At 65.0% G+C, this 17,719-nt stretch carries 17 protein-coding genes; 6 read left to right on the top strand and 11 right to left on the bottom strand.

The window, feature by feature from the left end; all coding sequences use genetic code 11:
* Positions 1–23 precede the first annotated feature (23 nt).
* The 3 genes from VW23_RS05500 to VW23_RS05490 are packed head-to-tail and all read left to right on the top strand — an operon-like array spanning position 24 to position 3,313.
* Positions 24–1,214: a sugar ABC transporter permease gene (locus VW23_RS05500; RefSeq protein WP_084645598.1), complete on the top strand. Its 1,191-nt coding sequence runs from the start codon at positions 24–26 to the stop codon at positions 1,212–1,214.
* Positions 1,211–2,236, top strand: coding sequence for an L-glyceraldehyde 3-phosphate reductase (gene mgrA / locus VW23_RS05495; protein ID WP_069908585.1), 1,026 nt, complete (start codon positions 1,211–1,213; stop codon positions 2,234–2,236). Before VW23_RS05500 ends, mgrA begins: the two co-directional genes overlap by 4 nt.
* Positions 2,237–2,296: 60 nt before the next feature.
* Complete coding sequence (locus VW23_RS05490; protein ID WP_069908584.1) at positions 2,297–3,313, top strand: LacI family DNA-binding transcriptional regulator; 1,017 nt, start codon at positions 2,297–2,299, stop codon at positions 3,311–3,313.
* A 163-nt stretch (positions 3,314–3,476) separates the two neighbouring features.
* Here VW23_RS05490 and VW23_RS05485 read toward each other — a convergent pair whose 3' ends face one another.
* From VW23_RS05485 to VW23_RS05460, 7 genes are all read right to left on the bottom strand, one after another.
* Positions 3,477–3,824: a hypothetical protein gene (locus VW23_RS05485; RefSeq protein WP_069908583.1), complete on the bottom strand. Its 348-nt coding sequence runs from the start codon at positions 3,822–3,824 to the stop codon at positions 3,477–3,479.
* A gap of 105 nt (positions 3,825–3,929) precedes the next feature.
* Positions 3,930–4,166, bottom strand: coding sequence for a hypothetical protein (locus VW23_RS05480; protein ID WP_069908582.1), 237 nt, complete (start codon positions 4,164–4,166; stop codon positions 3,930–3,932).
* Positions 4,163–5,464 (bottom strand): glycoside hydrolase family 130 protein, encoded by a 1,302-nt coding sequence (locus tag VW23_RS05475; RefSeq protein ID WP_069908608.1) that lies wholly within the window; start codon positions 5,462–5,464, stop codon positions 4,163–4,165. Before VW23_RS05475 ends, VW23_RS05480 begins: the two co-directional genes overlap by 4 nt.
* Positions 5,415–7,787 carry a glycosyltransferase family 4 protein gene (locus tag VW23_RS05470; RefSeq protein ID WP_069908581.1) on the bottom strand — a complete coding sequence of 791 codons (2,373 nt, stop codon included), beginning with the start codon at positions 7,785–7,787 and terminating at the stop codon, positions 5,415–5,417. Before VW23_RS05470 ends, VW23_RS05475 begins: the two co-directional genes overlap by 50 nt.
* The gene (locus VW23_RS05465) at positions 7,784–8,734 is read right to left on the bottom strand and encodes a class I mannose-6-phosphate isomerase (protein ID WP_069908580.1); all 951 of its coding nucleotides are present in this window, start codon (positions 8,732–8,734) and stop codon (positions 7,784–7,786) included. Before VW23_RS05465 ends, VW23_RS05470 begins: the two co-directional genes overlap by 4 nt.
* Positions 8,735–8,789: 55 nt before the next feature.
* A complete protein-coding gene (locus VW23_RS29635) occupies positions 8,790–8,921 on the bottom strand; it encodes a hypothetical protein (protein ID WP_280138968.1) in 132 nt (43 codons plus the stop codon).
* Between the two features lie 60 nt (positions 8,922–8,981).
* Positions 8,982–9,317, bottom strand: a complete 336-nt coding sequence (locus VW23_RS05460) for a hypothetical protein (protein ID WP_069908579.1) — start codon at positions 9,315–9,317, stop codon at positions 8,982–8,984.
* A 427-nt stretch (positions 9,318–9,744) separates the two neighbouring features.
* On the opposite strand from VW23_RS05460, the gene VW23_RS05455 reads away from it, so the two are divergent.
* The 3 genes from VW23_RS05455 to VW23_RS05450 are packed head-to-tail and all read left to right on the top strand — an operon-like array spanning position 9,745 to position 10,537.
* The gene (locus VW23_RS05455) at positions 9,745–9,978 is read left to right on the top strand and encodes a hypothetical protein (protein WP_069908578.1); all 234 of its coding nucleotides are present in this window, start codon (positions 9,745–9,747) and stop codon (positions 9,976–9,978) included.
* A gap of 44 nt (positions 9,979–10,022) precedes the next feature.
* On the top strand, positions 10,023–10,193 hold the full coding sequence (locus VW23_RS28865) for a hypothetical protein (RefSeq protein ID WP_176730332.1): 171 nt from the start codon (positions 10,023–10,025) through the stop codon (positions 10,191–10,193).
* Between the two features lie 35 nt (positions 10,194–10,228).
* Positions 10,229–10,537, top strand: a complete 309-nt coding sequence (locus VW23_RS05450) for a hypothetical protein (protein ID WP_069908577.1) — start codon at positions 10,229–10,231, stop codon at positions 10,535–10,537.
* Between the two features lie 751 nt (positions 10,538–11,288).
* On the opposite strand, the gene VW23_RS05440 is transcribed toward VW23_RS05450, so the two are convergent.
* From VW23_RS05440 to VW23_RS05425, 4 genes are read right to left on the bottom strand one after another with little or no spacing between them, the layout of a single operon-like run.
* Positions 11,289–12,419, bottom strand: a complete 1,131-nt coding sequence (locus VW23_RS05440; RefSeq protein WP_069908575.1) for an acyltransferase family protein — start codon at positions 12,417–12,419, stop codon at positions 11,289–11,291.
* The gene (locus VW23_RS05435; RefSeq protein WP_069908574.1) at positions 12,416–13,801 is read right to left on the bottom strand and encodes a SagB family peptide dehydrogenase; all 1,386 of its coding nucleotides are present in this window, start codon (positions 13,799–13,801) and stop codon (positions 12,416–12,418) included. The genes VW23_RS05440 and VW23_RS05435 overlap by 4 nt, the downstream gene beginning before the upstream one ends.
* Positions 13,801–15,999: a TOMM precursor leader peptide-binding protein gene (locus VW23_RS05430; protein ID WP_069908573.1), complete on the bottom strand. Its 2,199-nt coding sequence runs from the start codon at positions 15,997–15,999 to the stop codon at positions 13,801–13,803. Before VW23_RS05430 ends, VW23_RS05435 begins: the two co-directional genes overlap by 1 nt.
* Positions 15,992–17,293 (bottom strand): hypothetical protein, encoded by a 1,302-nt coding sequence (locus tag VW23_RS05425; RefSeq protein WP_069908572.1) that lies wholly within the window; start codon positions 17,291–17,293, stop codon positions 15,992–15,994. The genes VW23_RS05430 and VW23_RS05425 overlap by 8 nt, the downstream gene beginning before the upstream one ends.
* Positions 17,294–17,719 lie beyond the last annotated feature (426 nt).

The following is a 17,719-nucleotide window of genomic DNA, read 5'->3' as shown; positions in this document are numbered from 1 at the left end:
CCCTTCCATCGACAGGTAGACCGATGACCGAAATGCCCACCACCGCTGCTCCCATCGCCGATGCACCGTCGCTGCTGACGCGCATCCTCACCAACCGGTCGCTGCGCGATTCAACGCTGCTCGTCGTGCTCGCCGTGATCTGGCTGTTCTTCTCGTTCGCCACCAAGGGCACCTTCCTTACCCAGCGCAACCTGATCCTCCTCGCGCTGCAGACCTCGATCGTGGCGCTGGCAGCGATCAGCGCGGTGATGCTGATCGTCACCCGCAATTTCGATCTCTCGGTGGGCTCCGCCGTGGCGCTGGTCGGCGTGGTGGTGGCGCTCTTGACGGTCAAATTCGGCGTCGACCCGATCGTCGCCGTGCTGATTTCGCTCGGCGTCGGGCTCGCCATGGGCGCCTGGCAGGGCTGGTGGGTGACGAAGATGGGGGTCTCCTCGTTCATCGTCACGCTGGCCGGCATGCTCTACTTCCGCGGCATCTCGATGATCGCGACCAATGGCGCAACCGTCGCGCCGTTACCCCAGGCGCTGAAACAGATCGCCACCGGCTTCATGCCGCCGCTGCTTTCGATCGGCCTCGCGCTCACCTGCTTCGCCCTCTTCGCAGCGCTCCGCATCATGGAGCTGCGACGTGGCGCGGCGCTCGGCGTCGTGCAAAGGCTCAACGCCGAAATCATGCGGGCGCTGCTGCCGGCGCTGGTCGCCACCGTCGCCGTGGTCTGGCTCGCCAGCTGGCAGGGCGTGCCTTACCTCGTGGTGCTGGTGGCGCTGTGTGCCATTGCCGCCGATATCCTGATGCGGCGCACCCGCTTCGGCGCCCAGCTCTATGCCATCGGCGGCAACCCCGAGGCAGCGCGGCTTTCCGGCATCAAGGTCGGGCGGGTCATCTTCATCAACTTTCTCATCGCCGGGCTCGCCTATGGCATTACCGGGGTGGCGCTCACGGCGCGGGTGTCCGGCGCCATTGCCGGCAGCGCCGGGCTGTTCCTCGAGCTCGATGCCATCGCCGCCGCGATTATCGGCGGCACGGCGCTGGCCGGCGGCCGCGGCCGCATCTTCGGCGCGCTGGTCGGAGCGCTGCTGATGGGCAGCCTCAATAACGGCATGAGCCTGATGAACGTGCCGACCTTCTACCAGGATACGGCGCGTGGCGCGGTGCTGCTGCTGGCGGTGGCCATCGACCAGTTGAGCCGTCGCCGGACCAGCCGCCGATGAGCGGGTTTTCGGCCGGGCGCTACGACGCCATGTCCTATCGGCGCTGCGGCCGGAGCGGGCTCGACCTGCCGGCGATCTCGCTCGGCCTGTGGCAGAATTTCGGCCACGGCGTTGCCATCGACCAGATCCGCCGGATCTGCCGGCGCGCCTTCGACCTCGGCATCACCCATTTCGACCTCGCCAACAATTACGGCCCGCCGCCGGGTTCGGCCGAGTCCAATCTCGGAACCCTGCTGCACAGCGACTTCCGCGCCCATCGCGATGAGCTGATCATTTCCACCAAGGCTGGCTACCGCATGTGGGATGGACCCTATGGCGAGTGGGGCAGCCGCAAATCGCTGCTGGCGAGCCTCAACCAGAGCCTCGACCGGCTCGGCGTCGACTATGTCGATATCTTCTATTCGCACCGCTTCGACCCCCATACGCCGCTCGAAGAGACCATGGGGGCGCTCGACCACGCAGTGTGGCAGGGCAAGGCGCTCTATGTCGGCATCTCGTCCTACGGCCCGGCGCGCACCGCCGAGGCGGTGGCGATCCTGAAGCGCCTCGGCACCCCCTGCATCATCCACCAGCCGAGCTATTCGATGCTCAACCGCTGGATCGAGACCGACGGCCTGCTCGAAACGCTCGAGGCCGAGGGCATCGGCTGCATCGCCTTTTCCCCCCTGGCCCAGGGGCTGCTCAGCAGCAAGTATCTGGGCGGCATCCCCGAAGGCAGCCGAGCCGGCTCGCCCAGCAGCTTTTCTTCGGAGCTGCTGCGCCCCGAAACGCTCGAACATGTCCGCGCCCTCGATGCCATCGCGGCGCGCCGTGGTCAGTCGCTGGCGCAGATGGCCATCGCCTGGGTGCTGCGCGACCGGCGCGTCACCAGTGCGCTGATCGGCGTCAGCCGGCTGTCGCAGCTCGAAGAGGCGGTGGCTGCCGCCGCCGCCGCGCCGTTCACGGAGGGCGAACTCAGTGAAATCGACGCCCATGCGGTGGAAAGCGGCATCAACCTGTGGGCGGCGTCCAGCGAGGCCTGAGCCTGGATGACAGCCCGTCGGGGTTCGGATAGGTAAGCAGTGGGGACGGCGCAGGACACCATGACGGCAACAGTTCGAGATGTGGCGCGCCTGGCCGGCGTCTCGGCCATGACGGTCTCGCGCGTCATCAACGGTCAACCCGGCGTGTCGGCGGAAACCCGGCAGCGCATCGAAGCCGCCATCGCCGAACTCGACTATGCGCCGAGCAAAGTGGCGAGCAGCCTGATCTCGCAGAAGACCGGGCTCATCGGCATGATCGTCCCCGATGTCTCCAACCCGTTTTTCGGCCCCATCGTCCGCGGCGCCGAGACCACCGCCCGCCGTGCCGGCTTCAAGCTGCTGCTCTGCAATTCCGAAAGCGACCTGCGGCTCGAGCGCGAATACGTCACCGACCTGATCTCGCACCGCGTCGAGGGCCTGCTGATCGCCCCGGTCGGCGACAGCTCCAGGCAGAATCTCGGCCGCTATGTTGCCGGCAACTTCCCCATCGTGCTGCTCGACCGGCTGATCGCCGGGCTCGACTGCGACAGCGTCACCCTCGACAACATCGATGGGGCGCGCCAACTGGTGGCGCACCTGATTGCGGTCGGCCATCGCCGCATCGCCTTCGTCACCGATGCCGACGAGGTCTCGACCGGCCGGCAGCGGCTTGCCGGCTACCGCAAGGCGATCGAAGACGCCGGCCTGCCGTTCGACGAGGACCTGGTGTTCCACACCACCACCGACCAGATGGGCGGCTACCGCGCCGCCCAGCAGGTGCTCGCCGCCGCCGAGCGCCCCTCGGCGATCTTCGCGGTCAACAACATGACCGCCGTCGGCGTCATGCAGGCGCTCCGCCAGGCCAACATCACCGTCCCCGACGACATGGCGCTCGCCTGTTTCGACGACGTTCAGCACCTGGCAGTGATCTCGCCCTTCCTCACCGTCTTCGACCAGCCGGCCGAGGACATGTCGAAAGCCGCCATGCAGCTGCTGCTTGAGCGCATCGGCGGCACAGCGGGGAAACAGGCCCGGACGGTGACCTTTCCGGGCAAGCTGATCGTCAGGGTGTCGAGCGCGCTGCCCAAGCGGGGGTAACGACGCGTGCAGTCGGCGCACCCTTGCTCTCGCGCTTGCGGGGCCTCCAAGAACCCCCTCTTTCGCAAAACCGCTGCACGTTGGGATAACTACAGAGCACCAGATCGACCGCTGGCGCGACCTATCACCCCGCCGGACACCAGGTCCGGCAGGGCTGCGAAGGTCAGAACGCTTCGGCGAGTTTCAGCTGACAGGCTTGCGCCAGGTCGGTGTTGGGCTTGTCGGCGCCGAGCGGGGTGGCCCAGCCGGCCTTCTCGACGATGCCCTTGCGCGCATAGGTGGTGGCGCCCTTGAGTTCGGTCATCGTCACTGCCGCGTCGACGGCGCCGGCGCGATCGACGCAATAGGGCATGAGGGCAGATGCGACGGCGGCGGTGGAGGCTTTCTTCGCCATATCCTGGGCCGTACCGCCGGTGACCCAGCCTCCCCAGCTGAAGCCCACAATGGCAAGGGCGATGGCGCCTGCACCCGCGCCCATCAGGCCGGGTTTCAACCAAGTCGGGATCTGCATTTGAAGTGTCCGATCTATGTCAGACGAGCGCACGGGATGCGCGCAAGTGGACGAGACTAGCACGGGTCAATGGCCCCGTCCGGGCGAATGCATACAATACGTGTACTATCGCTGCTCGCTGTCGCGCCTGAGCGCCGCGTCGAGCTCATCGCGCGTTATCGGCACCGCCTCGACACCTCCGGCTTCGGTGAGGAGGATCGTCATGCTCAGCCGGAAGGCCGGCCACGACACATCCAGCGCCTCGCGCTCGGTGATGAGATCGAAGGTGCCCGGATGATGCGGGCGATCGAGCCCAGCCAGCATGAACGGAAATCGGAAGGTGATCCGTTCGGTCGAGCTCATTGCGGCTCCATCGCCCCCAGCAGCGCCTCGATGCCGATGGTAGCGAAGTTGGAGAACGTATCCGACACCGCGTAGGGCAGGATGATCCTCGGCCCGTGGCGGATGGCGCCGCAGGTGTAGACCACGTTGGGCACATAGCCCTCGCGCTGCGAGGGGTCCGGGTGCACCAGCGGTTCGCGCGACCGGGCGATGACTTTTGACGGGTCGCGCTTATCGAGCAGCGCCGCGCCGATCGCGTAGCGGCGGACCGGACCAACGCCGTGGGTGAACAGCAGCCAGCCCTCGTCGAGCTCGATCGGCGAGCCGCAATTGCCGATCTGCACGAACTCCCAGGGCCATTCGGGCCTGAGGATCGGCTGCCCGCCGTCCCAGGTGTGAAGATCGTCGGAATAGATCAGGTAGAGGTTCTCGTTATCCTGCCGCCCGATCATGGCGTAGCGGCCATCGAGCTTGCGCGGGAACAGCGCCATGCCCTTGTTGCGCGCGGCGCTGCCGCCTAACGGGCGCATGCGGAAGGTGACGAAATCGTCGGTCTGCAGCAATTCGGAGCGGATGGCCCGGCCGTCATAGGCGGTATAGGTGGCGTAATAGGTGTGGCTGTCGCCATCCGTAAAGCGCACGAAACGCGCGTCCTCGATGCCGTTCGATTGCCAGCCGGTGACCGGAAAGATCACCCGCTCGCTGATATCCTCGTCCGCCTTGAACGCCAGATCGACCGGCCCATCGCCCGGCCAGGGCACGAGCCCCGTAGCGCGCGGCATGGCGGCGAGCCTGGTGGTCGGATCTATGCTGACGCTGCCATCCCTGGCGATGCTGCCGGCCCGGAAGGTCAGCGACGAGACGTGCCCTTCGCCCACGGCGCGGAGGCTCAGGACGAACCGCAGGCCGCCCGGCGGCGCCAGCGACTGATCCGGATGCACCACGATGCTCGGATTGAACAAAGCCGAGGCCTCGAAGGAATATTCGTGCACGAAGTAGGAGCCGACGAGGCGCCGCTGCGCCACGCTAAACGGCAGGTGCGTCACCAGCGCCTCCTCCATCTCGTCGGCCCGCGCCTCGAAGGTGGCGAGGAGGTTCCGGTGCCGCCCCGAGAAATTCTCGAGCACCGCCGCCAGCTGCCGCTCGGTGGTTTCGGCATCGAGCCCCAGGACGCGGTCAACGATGTGGTTGGCCCGCGTCTTGTCGGTCGGCTTCAGGTCCTTGGGCTCTGTGGCCGGCTTGAAGGGCCGGACGATCACCCGGGCCGGATCAGGGCGCAGGTAGAGTGCCTGACGGTTTAGAAATGTCGCTGGCGGCAAGGCGGCCTCGGAACTGCTGATGGGAAAACCTGTGCATGTCTCGGCTGGCGCCCGTCAGCGCCAGCGTGTGGGGTTGCGTGGTGCCGGCACGCTCGAAGCGCTGCATGTCGGACAGGCTGAGCAGATAGGAGACCACCGACTCGCCGCCGCGGTTCTCGTTGACGCGATCGGGGTGGAGGCCATCGCGACAGGCGCCGGTCTCGGCGTCGATCAGCGGCAGCCCCAGATCGTTCCGGCCGAGGAACCAGCCAAAGGCACGCGATGCTCCCGTCTGCCAGAGCGCGCTGCCGGTGAGCGACCAGGCCGCAAAGCACGCCGCGATGGTTGCCGCCGCTTCCACCGGCTGCTGGTCGAAGGGCTTTGGCGGCAGCCGCACATCGGTAAACCCAGCGGTGCCGACCGGCCTGAACAGGCCCGAGGGGCTGGTCTGCTGCTGCATCAGCCAGGCGAGCGTGCGCAGCCCCGCCTCGACATAGCCGGTGAGCCCGGTGGCCCGCCCGCTGAGGATCAGCGCCTCGCAAAGCCGCGCGTTGTCGTAGGAGAGCCCCTCCTCGAACCACACCCAGCCTGGCGTTTCCACCTGGCGCAGCAATTCGACCAGCCGGGAGGCGAGGCGCAGCCGCAGCTGCGTGGCGAAATCATCGTCCGGGCGCACCTGGCAGTAGCCGGTTAAGCCCAGCAAGGTGAAAGCCCAGGCGCGCGGCGAGGCGAACCCCTCAACCACCGGTAGCGCGGCGGCGAAGAGCTCCGCTGCCCAACTGCGGCGCGAGGCGCTGACATCGTCCCGCGCCGCCATGCCGAGCGCCCACAGCGTCCGGCCATGGCTATCTTCCGAGCCCTGCGCTTCGAGCCAGCGCCGATCGAACGACATGAAGTTGCGGAAGCGCCCGGTGTCGCGGTTGAAGGCATATTGCACGAACGAGGCGTAGGTCGCCGTCATCGTCTCCGGCAGCCGGGCGGACTGGTTGAGGTTGAGCGCGCTCGCCAGCAACAGGCCGCGGGCATTGTCGTCGACGCAATAGCCATGCGCCCGGTCCGGCACCGCGTGGATGGCGTGCTGGTAAAGCCCGGTATCGTCGGTCATCACCCTCAGATGCCCGAGGGACAGCGATGGCAGGCGAGGCCGGTCATCTGCCGGTCCGACAAGGTGCAGGCGCACCGATTGGCCCTGCGGCTGCGGCGCGCGGATCGCCTCAAAGCTCGCCGCATAGCGATCGGCCACCCGCTCCCAGGTCATCGAGCGGCTGGTCGCATAAGCCCGCCGCCGCATCGCCTGCCGTCTTGGCTCGTCGTTCAGCAGCGCGCTGATTTCGGCCCCGATGGCGCCGGCATCTCCGAACGGCACGAGGCAGCCGCGACCCTTGGCGAGCAGCTCGAGCGCGTGCCAGTAGGGCGTCGATACCACCGCCCGGCCGAGCCCGAAACTGTAGGCCAGGGTGCCCGAGGTCATCTGCGCCTCGTTGAGATAGGGCGTGACGTAGACGTCGCACATCGAGATATGGTCGAGCAAAGCCGGCCGGTCGACGAACTGGTCGAGGAACACCACGTGCTCGGCAATGCCGAGCTTGCCGGCCCGGGCGACGAGGCTCTCGCGATAGGCCTCGCCCTGCTCGCGCACCAAAGTCGGGTGGGTGGCGCCGAGCACCACATAGACGGCGTCGGGCCGCGCGGCGAGCACTGCCGGCATGGCGTCGATCATCACCTCAATCCCCTTATTGGGGGAGAGCAGGCCAAACGTCAGGATCACCGTTTTGCCGGCACAGCCAAGCCGCGCCTTGGCCGCATCCGGCTCGACGAAGGCCACGTCCGGAATGCCGTGCGGGATCACCTCGATCTGCGCTTCTGCCGCGCCATAGGTGCTGAGCAGCAGCTCGCGCCCCTTGTCGGCCATCACCACGACCCGGGCAGAGAGCGCGAGAATCCGCTCGAGCACCCGGCGCTGCGCCGGGTTCGGCTCGGCCAATACGGTGTGCAGCGTCGTCACCACCGGCACCGTCAGCCGCTCGAGCAGGGTGACGATATAGCCCCCGGCTTCGCCGCCGAAAATGCCGAACTCGTGCTGCAGCGAGACGGTGTCGAAGCCGCCCGCGTTGATGAAATCGGCCGCCGCGGCATAGTCGGCGAACTCCTCCTGGCGCACCTCGAAACCGACTTCCGGCGGGTAATCGTAATGGAGCCCGGCATCGGTCATGGCGATGATCGTGGTCTCGATGTCAGGGGTTCGGCCCGCCAGCGCCCGCTGCAGGTCGGTGGTGAAGGTGGCGATGCCGCAGCGGCGCGGCAGTGAATTGCCGATGAAGGCGACGCGGTGAACCGGCCTCATGAGCGGATCCCCCACGGCGCTGCCTGCCGCCTCTGCCGCCCCAGCCCCAGCTCGGGAAAGCGCTCGGCCATCACCTCGATCGGGATGCCGTTGCGGCCGACCAGCAGGTTCGGCAGCGGCGCGTTGGCCGCATAGGCGATCAGCCCCTTGGCGCCGCGTTCTGCGGTGCGCACGGTCGCTCGGTGCCCCTCGAGGAACATCGCTTCGCCCGCCGCCACCTGCGCCAGGTCGAAGGCCGCCTCGCCTTCGAGGATCAGCACCCAAGCTTCGCTGCTCGCATCGATCTCCCAATGCGAGTTGGGCATCAGCTCGATGGTTTCGAGGACGAAATAGGCGCTTTGCGCCACGACGTTGCGGGCCTCCGACAGCCGCACCGGAGCCGACTGCGCGATCGCCGGACCGGCAACCGCCGACCCCACGGCGCCATCGAGATGCAGCTCGCGCTGGCGCCCGTAGTCGAACATCCGGAACGTCGCGTCGCTGCGCTGCTGGATCTCGGCCAGCACCAGCCCGCCGCCAATGGCGTGGATGGTGCCCGCCGGCACCAGCAGCCCCTCCCCGACCGTGACATCCTGCCAATGGATAAGGTCGACGATCGAGCCGTCCTCGATGGCGGCGCGGAGCTGCGGTCGCGTCAGTTCGCGCTTCAGACCCAGCGCCACTCTTGCGTCCTTGTCGGCCGCCAGCACGTACCAGGCCTCGGTCTTGCCATGCGGCAGGCCAATCGAGCGGGCAAAGGTGTTGTCCGGGTGCACCTGCACCGACAGCGGCTCATCGGTGAACAGCAGCTTGAGCAGCAGCCTGGGTTCGGGCGCCTGTTTGTCAGCGCGCTGGAACCACAGTTCGCCGATCGCGGCGCCGTCGTGGCCGAATTCGCTCCACGGGCGCAGATCGGTCTTGCCCCAGGGTTTGCGGACCACCCTGACGGATGCAAGTTCCATGGTCATGGTCGTCTCCTGAGCTGAACTGGGTCGTCGTGTCGAGGCTTCGAAACAAAGCCGCCTAGGTGGTCTTCCGGGTTCCGCCGGGCGCCGCCCGCTCGAGCAGCCCGCCTCCCGCCGTCGCCTTGGGGACCAGCTTCAGCTGCTTGGGCTTTTTGGCTTCGCGATTGCCGTGTTTCTGGCCTTTTGCCATAGCGGGCTCCTTCTGCACCGGAGTGCGTGGTGATGTGGATCGGAGGGGTGAGGTGAGGTTTCAGGCGGGCAGCCGGAATGCCAGCTCGGCGCGTTGCCAGAGGCTGGCGAGGCCATTGCCGCCCTGCCCTGCCGGCCGCGGCGACAAGGCTCGCGATGCGTGGACGCCAAGCGCCCAGCGGCTGGCAAAGTAACCATGGCTCAGCAGCGCTGCCTCGACGGTCTCGCGACGAGAGGCGATCAGCGCGTCGCTGTCCGAAATGGTGGCGAGGTAGCGCCAGGATTTGCCTGTCGGGTGGCGCGGCAGCGCCGCGACATGACCGGCTGCGACGATCAGCGATGGACCGGACGCCCGTGCTCCGCCCCGGTTTCCCGTGGCATAAATCTCCAGAAGCACTTGAAAATCCTTAGTCTGCCCGACGTCGCATGAAATCATGGGACATCCGTCGATAAATCAGCTTGGGCAGCGGAAAGCTCCTCATTCATGCACGCTTGTCGACGCCATGTCCAACCTATTCCGCCGGACACGCATATGTCATAAAATACTTGTACCCTCGGGGATTAGTTCGAAAATTACCTGGTGATCTCGCATTCTTTATTTTCACCGCATCGCCTTGTTTTTACCGGTGTCGGCGGCCATATAGGAGCAACGTTACAGCCATCGTCGGCTCTGATCATCCGGCTCGCCGGCCATCTGGTCCCCCCTCGTTTGCAACGTTGTCGCTTTGTCGCCTCTCGCGACGAGGCAGCCGGTGCGTTCGCGCCGCGCGCGGTCGCACCGCCATAACCGCCTGCACTGCAGCGTTACTCGAGGAGGTTTCGCCATGACCACGATGTATTTCGTCCAGGGTTTCAGGGCCAAGGGGCGCAAGCTCGATCCCGATCTGCCCCAGCCGGCCAGAAGCCCCGAGGCCGCCATTGCGGCCGCCGAACGGATGGGCCCGACCCGCGCCGGCGTCTGGGCCTATTCGGCCAATATCGATCAGGAAACCGACACCTACGACGAGCCGCAGCTGCTGTATCGCACCGGCACCCTGCCGCCGGGGCTGGGAGACTGACGCCCGCGCCCTTCGGCGCCCCGAACCAACCAAGGAGGTCACCCGTGACCGACGACCAGAACGATCCGAAACCGCAGCAGCAATACACCGCGGGATTTCTCGCCAACTCTTTCGGCCTGACGCTGAAGCAGGCGCGCGAAATCCTCGATCAGGCGAACGGGCTGCGGGACACCGCCGCCGAGATGGCGCGCGTGCTGCGCTACAAGCAGCCCTGATCGACCCCAGGCCGTCTAGCTGAGGAGGAGCGTCCGTGCCGGATAAACTGCGCAAGGCCAATGCCCGAGCCGCGGCGACGCGCTACGCGCCCAAGCCCGACGGTTCCACCCTGACCTATGGCCTGATCGCGGTTTCGCTCTTGGCGCTGGCGCTTGCCCTTTATGGCGGCTTCTACCAGGTCGACATGCTGGCCCAACCGGTACCGCTGGTTCTGGGCGGTCTCGGCGCCTTCCTTGTCGGCGCAGCGTTCCGCCTCCGCCTGCAGCGCCGCCACACCGCGGCCTATGAAGCCGAGTACGAGCTGCGACAACGCGTGGGAGAGGTTGAAAAGCCCGAAGGGTGAGGGCTGGCCTTCACGGAACGTGCAGTCGGCGAACCTCTCCCGCTTGCGGTGCGTTGACTGCGCTATCGGGGCGCTTGGCAGGTGGAAGGGAGAGCCGTCGCCCATGTGTGGCATCTCAGGCTCGAATGGTCGATGTCGGCGGGTTCGCCTTCGGCCATAACAGCGCGCCGGCCAAACCCAATGCGACTACAGTTCGCAACGGGGTCGCGCGCCACGGCAACGAGATCCTCCCAACCAGAAGGCGCTCGACTATGTGCCGCTGCGCCAACCATCCGAGGACTGGGCGATCACCGTCGACTCCTCCGATGCGGCCGACCATCAGCGCCACCATCTCGACCTTTATGCCTCCGATGTCCGAATGGAGCCGACCACGTCGTGCTGGCCGACCCGGATGGCAGCAGCTTCTGCGTCATAAAGAAGTAGTGGCCCGGGCCTGCTTGCCATGCTGCGCGACAGTGCTGCACCCGTCGCGCGCTCTGCGATCGCAGCGCTGAGCGTTACGCTTGCTAGGCGCCGCCGCTGGTGACGAAGAGTCTCGTCACATAGTCCTCGAAATCCATGAAGCATAGTCCGATCTGCGCCAGGTGACGTACTGATTGAAGTATTGCCAGAAGGTCGATGTCGCCTCATCGAAAAACGCTCCGGTTGCGTGGTCGGAGCAGAGCTCGTCCGGCAACTGCCCGGCGGTGGCAGTGGAGCAGTTGGTCCGCTTCTGGCCCATTGCAGTCACTCAAACACTCGCCCCGGGTAGCTACACCTCAGAGCGCCGCATCCGGACGCTTGAAATTACCGGGCGCTCTACGAAATGCCAGGAACCAGCCGCTACAAGGAGGATAACTGCTATCGATGTGACCATGCTCAACCCCTCGACCAGGGGATTCTGGCCATCGGGCGGAAACGGTAGCCCGAACGCGGTCCGCATAATTTCAAAACAGAGCATCTGCCAGAGGTAAATACCGAACGACCAGCGGGCGAGTAGCCTCACGACTTGGGATCCGTCGAGTAGTGTGAACCACGTTCCTCTCGGAAGCGAAAGCAGCGCACCCGCTATTGCAAGCTCGATCAACGGGAACGCGTACGGCACGTTGAAAAGCCCGTAGCCGTGGGGAGCGATTCCAGCACTCAGTCCAACGACCGCGCCGATTGCCCCCAGGCTGCAAAGGGCGACCACATCGGCCTGAGGTGAGAGCACACGCGGAATGTACCGCTCCACACCTGCCGTCAAAACCCCGCAGAGAAAAATCGCCAGGAACGCGGCGGGATTGTAGTTCGGCATCCACTGCCTGGCGACGTCGACGAGTGAGTAGGCGCGGCCGGCCGGCGCAGGCGTTCCGGCGATCGTCACGACACACTGTACCGCTAGTGTGAAGCACAGCAGCCCGATCGTAGCGGCTAACGGCTTGCCGGTCCAACGCCCGACGCTGACCACGGCGGGTAGAGCAGCGTAGCAGAAGACCTCCATCGAGATAGTCCACAACGGCGCATTTACGGGAACTGGGAAGAACGTTTCGGGCGTTATGAAAGAGATGAAGGCCATGCCGGCAAGCAATCGCCAGAGGGTGGTTTCGGTAACAGGAATCTCGAAAAACACGACCGATATCAGAACCGTACCGAGCAGCGCGAGATAGTAGGCGGGAATGATCCTTGCGGCTCGCCTTAATGCGTAGCGGCCGAGGGTCCGGCTATCGAGTTCGAGCCCGTCCCACCAAGGTCGCGAGAGCAGGTAGCCAGATAGCATGATAAAGATCGCAACACCGAAGGAGCCGGCCGAAAAGAACTGCACGATCGCGCCTTGGAACGAGCCGGGAGCAGGCAGCGATAGATACTGCGCCGCGTGATGACCGAGCACCAACAAGCAGGCCAGCACCCTCAAAAGGTTCAAGGCCGGCGCCCCAGAGCGAACTCACCCACCGTCCCCTCCTCGAGAAAACTCTGACCCGTAATTCGCTGGAACCGATCGATGTCGCCATTGCCGATACCGCAGGCGGCAAGGCCGAGGGCCTGGGCGACCAGGTAGAAGGTCTGGTAAAGTGCACCGGCGTTCCGCAGCATAGTGGCGTAGGCGATCGAACGATATCGCCAGCCGACCAATGCGAAGCGAGCGGCGATGCTGACCACCACCTGCGGTGGCGCCTTTGCGTCAAGTGACGCTCGGGCAGAACCCATTATCCCGTTCATGTCGTCGTCCGAGGCTGGAAGGCGGACCAGGTTCATGCCTCGACTGTCGTAGTAGTAGAAGCCGCGTGGCAACCCGGCACAGGCGCGGACACAGAGGTATATCTCCTGCTCATAGAGTCCGCCGCCCGAGGGATAAGGGCGGGAGCTTCTCGCCGAAGGTTGTATAGCGTGATGCAACACGGTGGCGACCTCGGTCAGAGTGATCGGATCTGCGTCGTCGTGCTCTCGGATCGAATGGCGGTCGCGCAGCACCTGCCCAAGCTTGACCGGCGGGAGCGCAGATGGTGGCGGCATGGCGAACCGCTCGCCGGCGGGCAGCGTCTTGTGCGCTACCGGCTCGGTCGCTACCGCCTCCCTGCCGTATACGGCACCGGATGCGTAGGCGTGCCGACCGCCCCGACTACGCGCGTGAAACAGCAGGTCATGGAAATCCCACGTCCCCAGCGAAACGCCTTCGTGTCCCGTTAGTCCGCCTTGCTCAGAGGCTCCCGACACCAGCAACTGGGCGTCAAGCAGCAATGGCAGGCAGGCGGCGAGGTCGTCGCCAACAGCGGCTGCTACCTCCCGTGCTGGCCGGCCGTCGAGCACCCCCAAAAGTGGGAGTGCCGCCGCGGTAAGTCTGACGGCGGCATCAGATAATGGAGACTCGAGCAGCAGCCCTCCACCCACGCGCCTTACCAGAGCGAAGGACGACAGGGTGAGCCGGGCATCGGGGGAGAGCCATCTTTGGCCAAGCGCAAAGCTCGGCATCTGCGGGAGGAAGCGCAGCAGTTCCGCGCCGCCTGAAGTCAGCACCGCATGCTCCAGCAGGCCACGCCGGCTCAGTCCATCAATCGCGGCAAGCAGTTCAATGCTCACCTGGCTGTCCCCGCTTTGGACAGTGGACACCAATTCAGACCGCGGCAGGCCGGTTTCCAGTTGGCGAAAGAGCGTTTCGAAAGGCGTAACCTGGTCGGGAAACCTGATCCGAACGTTGGCGAACTCTACAACGACGCGGCCATCGACCAGGTTGGCCCGCACCCCGGGCCTCCAGAACAATTGAATGCGGCGGTCGACTTCCCCGAAAGCCCTGAGCTCCGGCGTCATCACTGCTCCGGAAAAAACGGGTTGAGGTCGACCTCGGCCCGGGGGGCAGGCAGCCATCCCGCCGCAATGGGGACGTCATAGAGCCGCCCCTCGGCGAAGCGAGGCCAGAAATGACGCAACCCGGGCACGACGACGCGCACCACTGGCAGCCCGATGTCGGGACGAGTCAGGTCGAGCATCAAAAGTTCCAGTCCTGCTTGCCCAGTGATGCGCAACGCGGCTTGCAACTCCGTCTCGTCGTCGCTTTTTCCATGTCGCAAATCTCTGATGTCGAGCGGAGCTTGACCCGGATCCGCCATAAGGTAGGGATGATCGGCGAGCCTTTGAGCCAACCACTGGCGCCGTAGCGGCGATGGCTCCTCGGAGGTGATCTGCAAGTGCTGGATAGCCTCGGTCACTGCGCGCGTCACGGCAATCTGGGGGTCGAAATGGCTCCCAGACCCGAAGATGATCTGGTCGCCCTCCGCTCTTGCCGACACGGCAACAACCGTTGGAATGCCCAGGTCGGACGTCACATCCAGCAACTCGAGGCTGCGGCCGGAAGCCTCGAACGCCTCGACAGCGACCTTGAGGTATGGGTCGCCAGAATTGCCTAGCTGAAGTCCCCGTCGGGGAATGGAGTTGAACCACCAGATAGCGAAAGCGTCGCGCTCCACCAGTTCCAGGAACCCTTGCGAGACCGCCTCGGCCAATGTGTTGCCAGACGCCATGCCGTTCGACGAAGGGAAAAGCTGGACATGACCCGGACCGTCGCTGAAAAAGTACATCAGCGCCGTCGGCGCGAAGACGAAACGCTGCCGTGTCAGTGACCAGATCGGCGTCCACTCGATTGGGAAGTTGGCGGCGAAGGGCTGCGGCACGAAGGTCCGAGACGATCCCCCCGAACGTGCGCGATGGGCGTATTGTCGCTCTGAGTACTGCATCAGGAGCCTCGGGTCGATCGCGTCGCCGGCCGCGAAGTCCGAAAAGGCACGTGTTTGCCGGATCTCGTCGCCGACGACGATCCCTGAATAGCGCTCGACCGCCTCGCATAGGGCGCTGGCCATTGCCTGATCGCGGGTACTGCCCTTGCCTGAGCTCTTGGAGAGCAAGCCGTGGCGTAGGGACGACAGGCTGCCGGCGTTTCGGCTGAAGCGATGTCTGGCGACAAAGCAGAACGTACCGTTTGGCCTTGGCTGCGGCTCGACGCTGGACACTACTCCGGTATAAGGGCTGATCTGCCGTGACAGCCTTGCGACCGTGTCGGCGGGTGACCTTACGCGCATGCCACCGCTGGTGACGTAGGGCTTTTCCGTTTCTGTCAGGTCGGGGATTGTCGGCGCGCGAAGCGGGCTTCGATGCTGCAGGTCGCCACAGGCCGGACATGTCGGACGCCGCGTCGCGAAATGCGCTGCGATTGCCGGCCCCAGGAGGTCGAAGCTCAGCAAGTGGTCGCCGAGCTGGCTGCCGGTCGAGTTGACCACGAATTTGACGAGCTCAAGGGCGGCGAACTCTACCGCCACCATCGCCGGGCCGGCACGCCCTGTGTCGTCGCGGAGCAGCTCGGCACCGGCGCTGCCGGTGAGGAAACTCATTACCTCCTGGTTACCCGACATGCGATGCTCGATGCAGCACCAGCATGCGCCGGCTCTCGGCCTAATCACTGGACCGACCAAGGCAGCTGCCCCGGTGAGCTTCAGCGGCAACCATGTGCGGCGGTCATTCAGCCTTGTCTCATTGATCTGACTGAGGCGGGAATCGAGGTAGTTGTCGCACAGCACCACGACCATCGAGGCGTCCTTGACCTGCGGCACAACCGTTATGCCCAGGCGGTCGAGTGCGGCCGCGAACGGAGCAGCCGACGCGGCAGAGATATCAACCAGCGCAACCCTGAAATCTGCCAGCCTGGCCTGCACCATCTCGGGCGGCACCCCGAATGAAGACCAAAACGCCGTGCCGGCTCCGTCGGGCGAAGAAACTTCCGGATGGCGCTCGACAAAGCCAAGCCCCTGCAAGCGTTCAATCACTTCGTCGGCCGTTGTACCCGCTAGTCCGAGCGGCGGCTCGCTCCGTAGGACCTGATCCGCCAGCGCCGGCGCCAACTCGAAATAGTCAGTTCCCCGCAATAGGAACTTTCGTGCGTCAGACGCCAGCACAACTGAATCGGGAGCGACGCGATGAACCGAGAAACGAGCGGCAAAGCTCCAGCCCTTATACATTACGAGGGGTCCGCCGTGCAGCCAGCCCTTCGACGATCGCCTGTCGAATGCGTGCGGTGGCGTCAGCGAGGTGACATCCTTCGTCAGTCAACTCTGACTTCAGTATGACGCGCATGCTGCAGTTTGCCTCGTACAACGCAATCTCGCCAGTCTCAAGCAAGCCGATGTCCGCCATGAAGATATCGAGGCCGGTTTGCGCCTGTAAAGCGTTCATCAGCGGCACGATCTGAGGGAATTCTTCGACCCAGCGATCGATAAATTCCAGCTCCTCGTCCACTTGTTCTTGGCTTGCAAGCATTGCGCGTCGCGCGGTGCCGGTGTGTACAATATGGGCGTGGTCGAGAACCAGATGCTCTGCCATTACTTTGCCGAAGATCGAGTAGATCCGCGCCTTGCGGCGCAGGCCGTCGCGTTGCACGGTCTCGACATAGGGAGAGATGTAGTAGAACGCGTCGCCGTCGAGCGCGTGAAGGAAGCGTTCCCAACTTGCCTCCGAGTCGATGACCCACGTGTCATGTCCGTTGTGCGAACCGGCAAGCCGGATGATCTGCGGCTCCCACGGTTGCAATGCCGCCGTGCGGAGGAACCGGCCACGCTGCCGGACGACTGGAGGAACTATGACGCCCGCGACTCGCGTGGCGGCTACCCGGTCGCGGCGCGAGGCGCGTACGGCGGATGGACCGTTGATGACCTTCACGGAAACCGACATAGCGGCCTGCTCGAGTTCCACGAGTTGAGATTCGCCCAGGTCGCTGTCGGTAATTCCTGAGATCACCAGCGCGGCGTTGCCCAATGACGCGCCCCAATCCGCATGGTGCAGCAGATGGCTCCAGGCGAGATGGGGGCGCCAGCCCTCGCCCTCCAGCACGCCGACGAGGTTGTTGGCGCCACTCTCGAGGGTAGCTTCACCCGCACGATTGATTGCAAAGCCTGCTGACAGATCAGCCACGACGATGTCGGAGTTCGGCGGCGGCGGCGTGGTAGCGGCGGCTACATAGGCGGCACTGTGGCGGCAAGCCGACTCCTTGTCGCCCAAGCCCTTGGCTGCAGCGGCCAACAGCAGTTGGGCAACCGCCGAACCGGGAACCCAGTCCGCATATTTGCGAGCTGCGAACATCGCCGCCGCGAAGTTCCCCTCGTGATAGTCGCACTGCCCCTCCGCCAGCAGCATCGCGGGAACATCACCCCATTGCCCGCGAAAATATTCGATGCGGGCCCGCGCGCCGGCGACGTCGTTATTCTTGAGTCGCCGCCGTATTTCCCGGGCGACGCGGCTAGCCGGTCCGTCGACCAAAGAACTCTCCGTCACGAAAACAATTGATGCGGCCGATAATGGCGACACTCTTTACAAGATGAAGAATTGCGCCATAGCATGACTCATATTCGCACGGATATACAGAAAAGGGAGAGTTGTATGCCCCATGGGGACAATCGATCACAGGGCCGCAAGAGGCGGGGAGCCCTGGAGGTAGGAAAGGGTGCAGGTATTGCGACGGTCGGGCTGCTTTCGGTCTCGATCGCAGCCACCGCATCGGGCAACGCTCATGCCAAAGAGATTCAGCCCACCACCTCGCATTCGGAAGAGCTGGATCCGGCCCTCCACTCCGTTGCGCTCCCCTTCATCGAGGACCTGACGGACGTTTCATTCCGTCTCTTATACACCTCTGACGCTGCCGACGAGCCATCTAGTGTCGCTCTCCGTTGTCGCCTGACCCTGTAA

The organism is Devosia insulae DS-56 (assembly GCF_000970465.2).
In the GTDB taxonomy this organism is placed as follows: Bacteria; Pseudomonadota; Alphaproteobacteria; order Rhizobiales; family Devosiaceae; genus Devosia_A; species Devosia_A insulae.
This window is presented reverse-complemented; position numbering and strand designations above follow the sequence as displayed.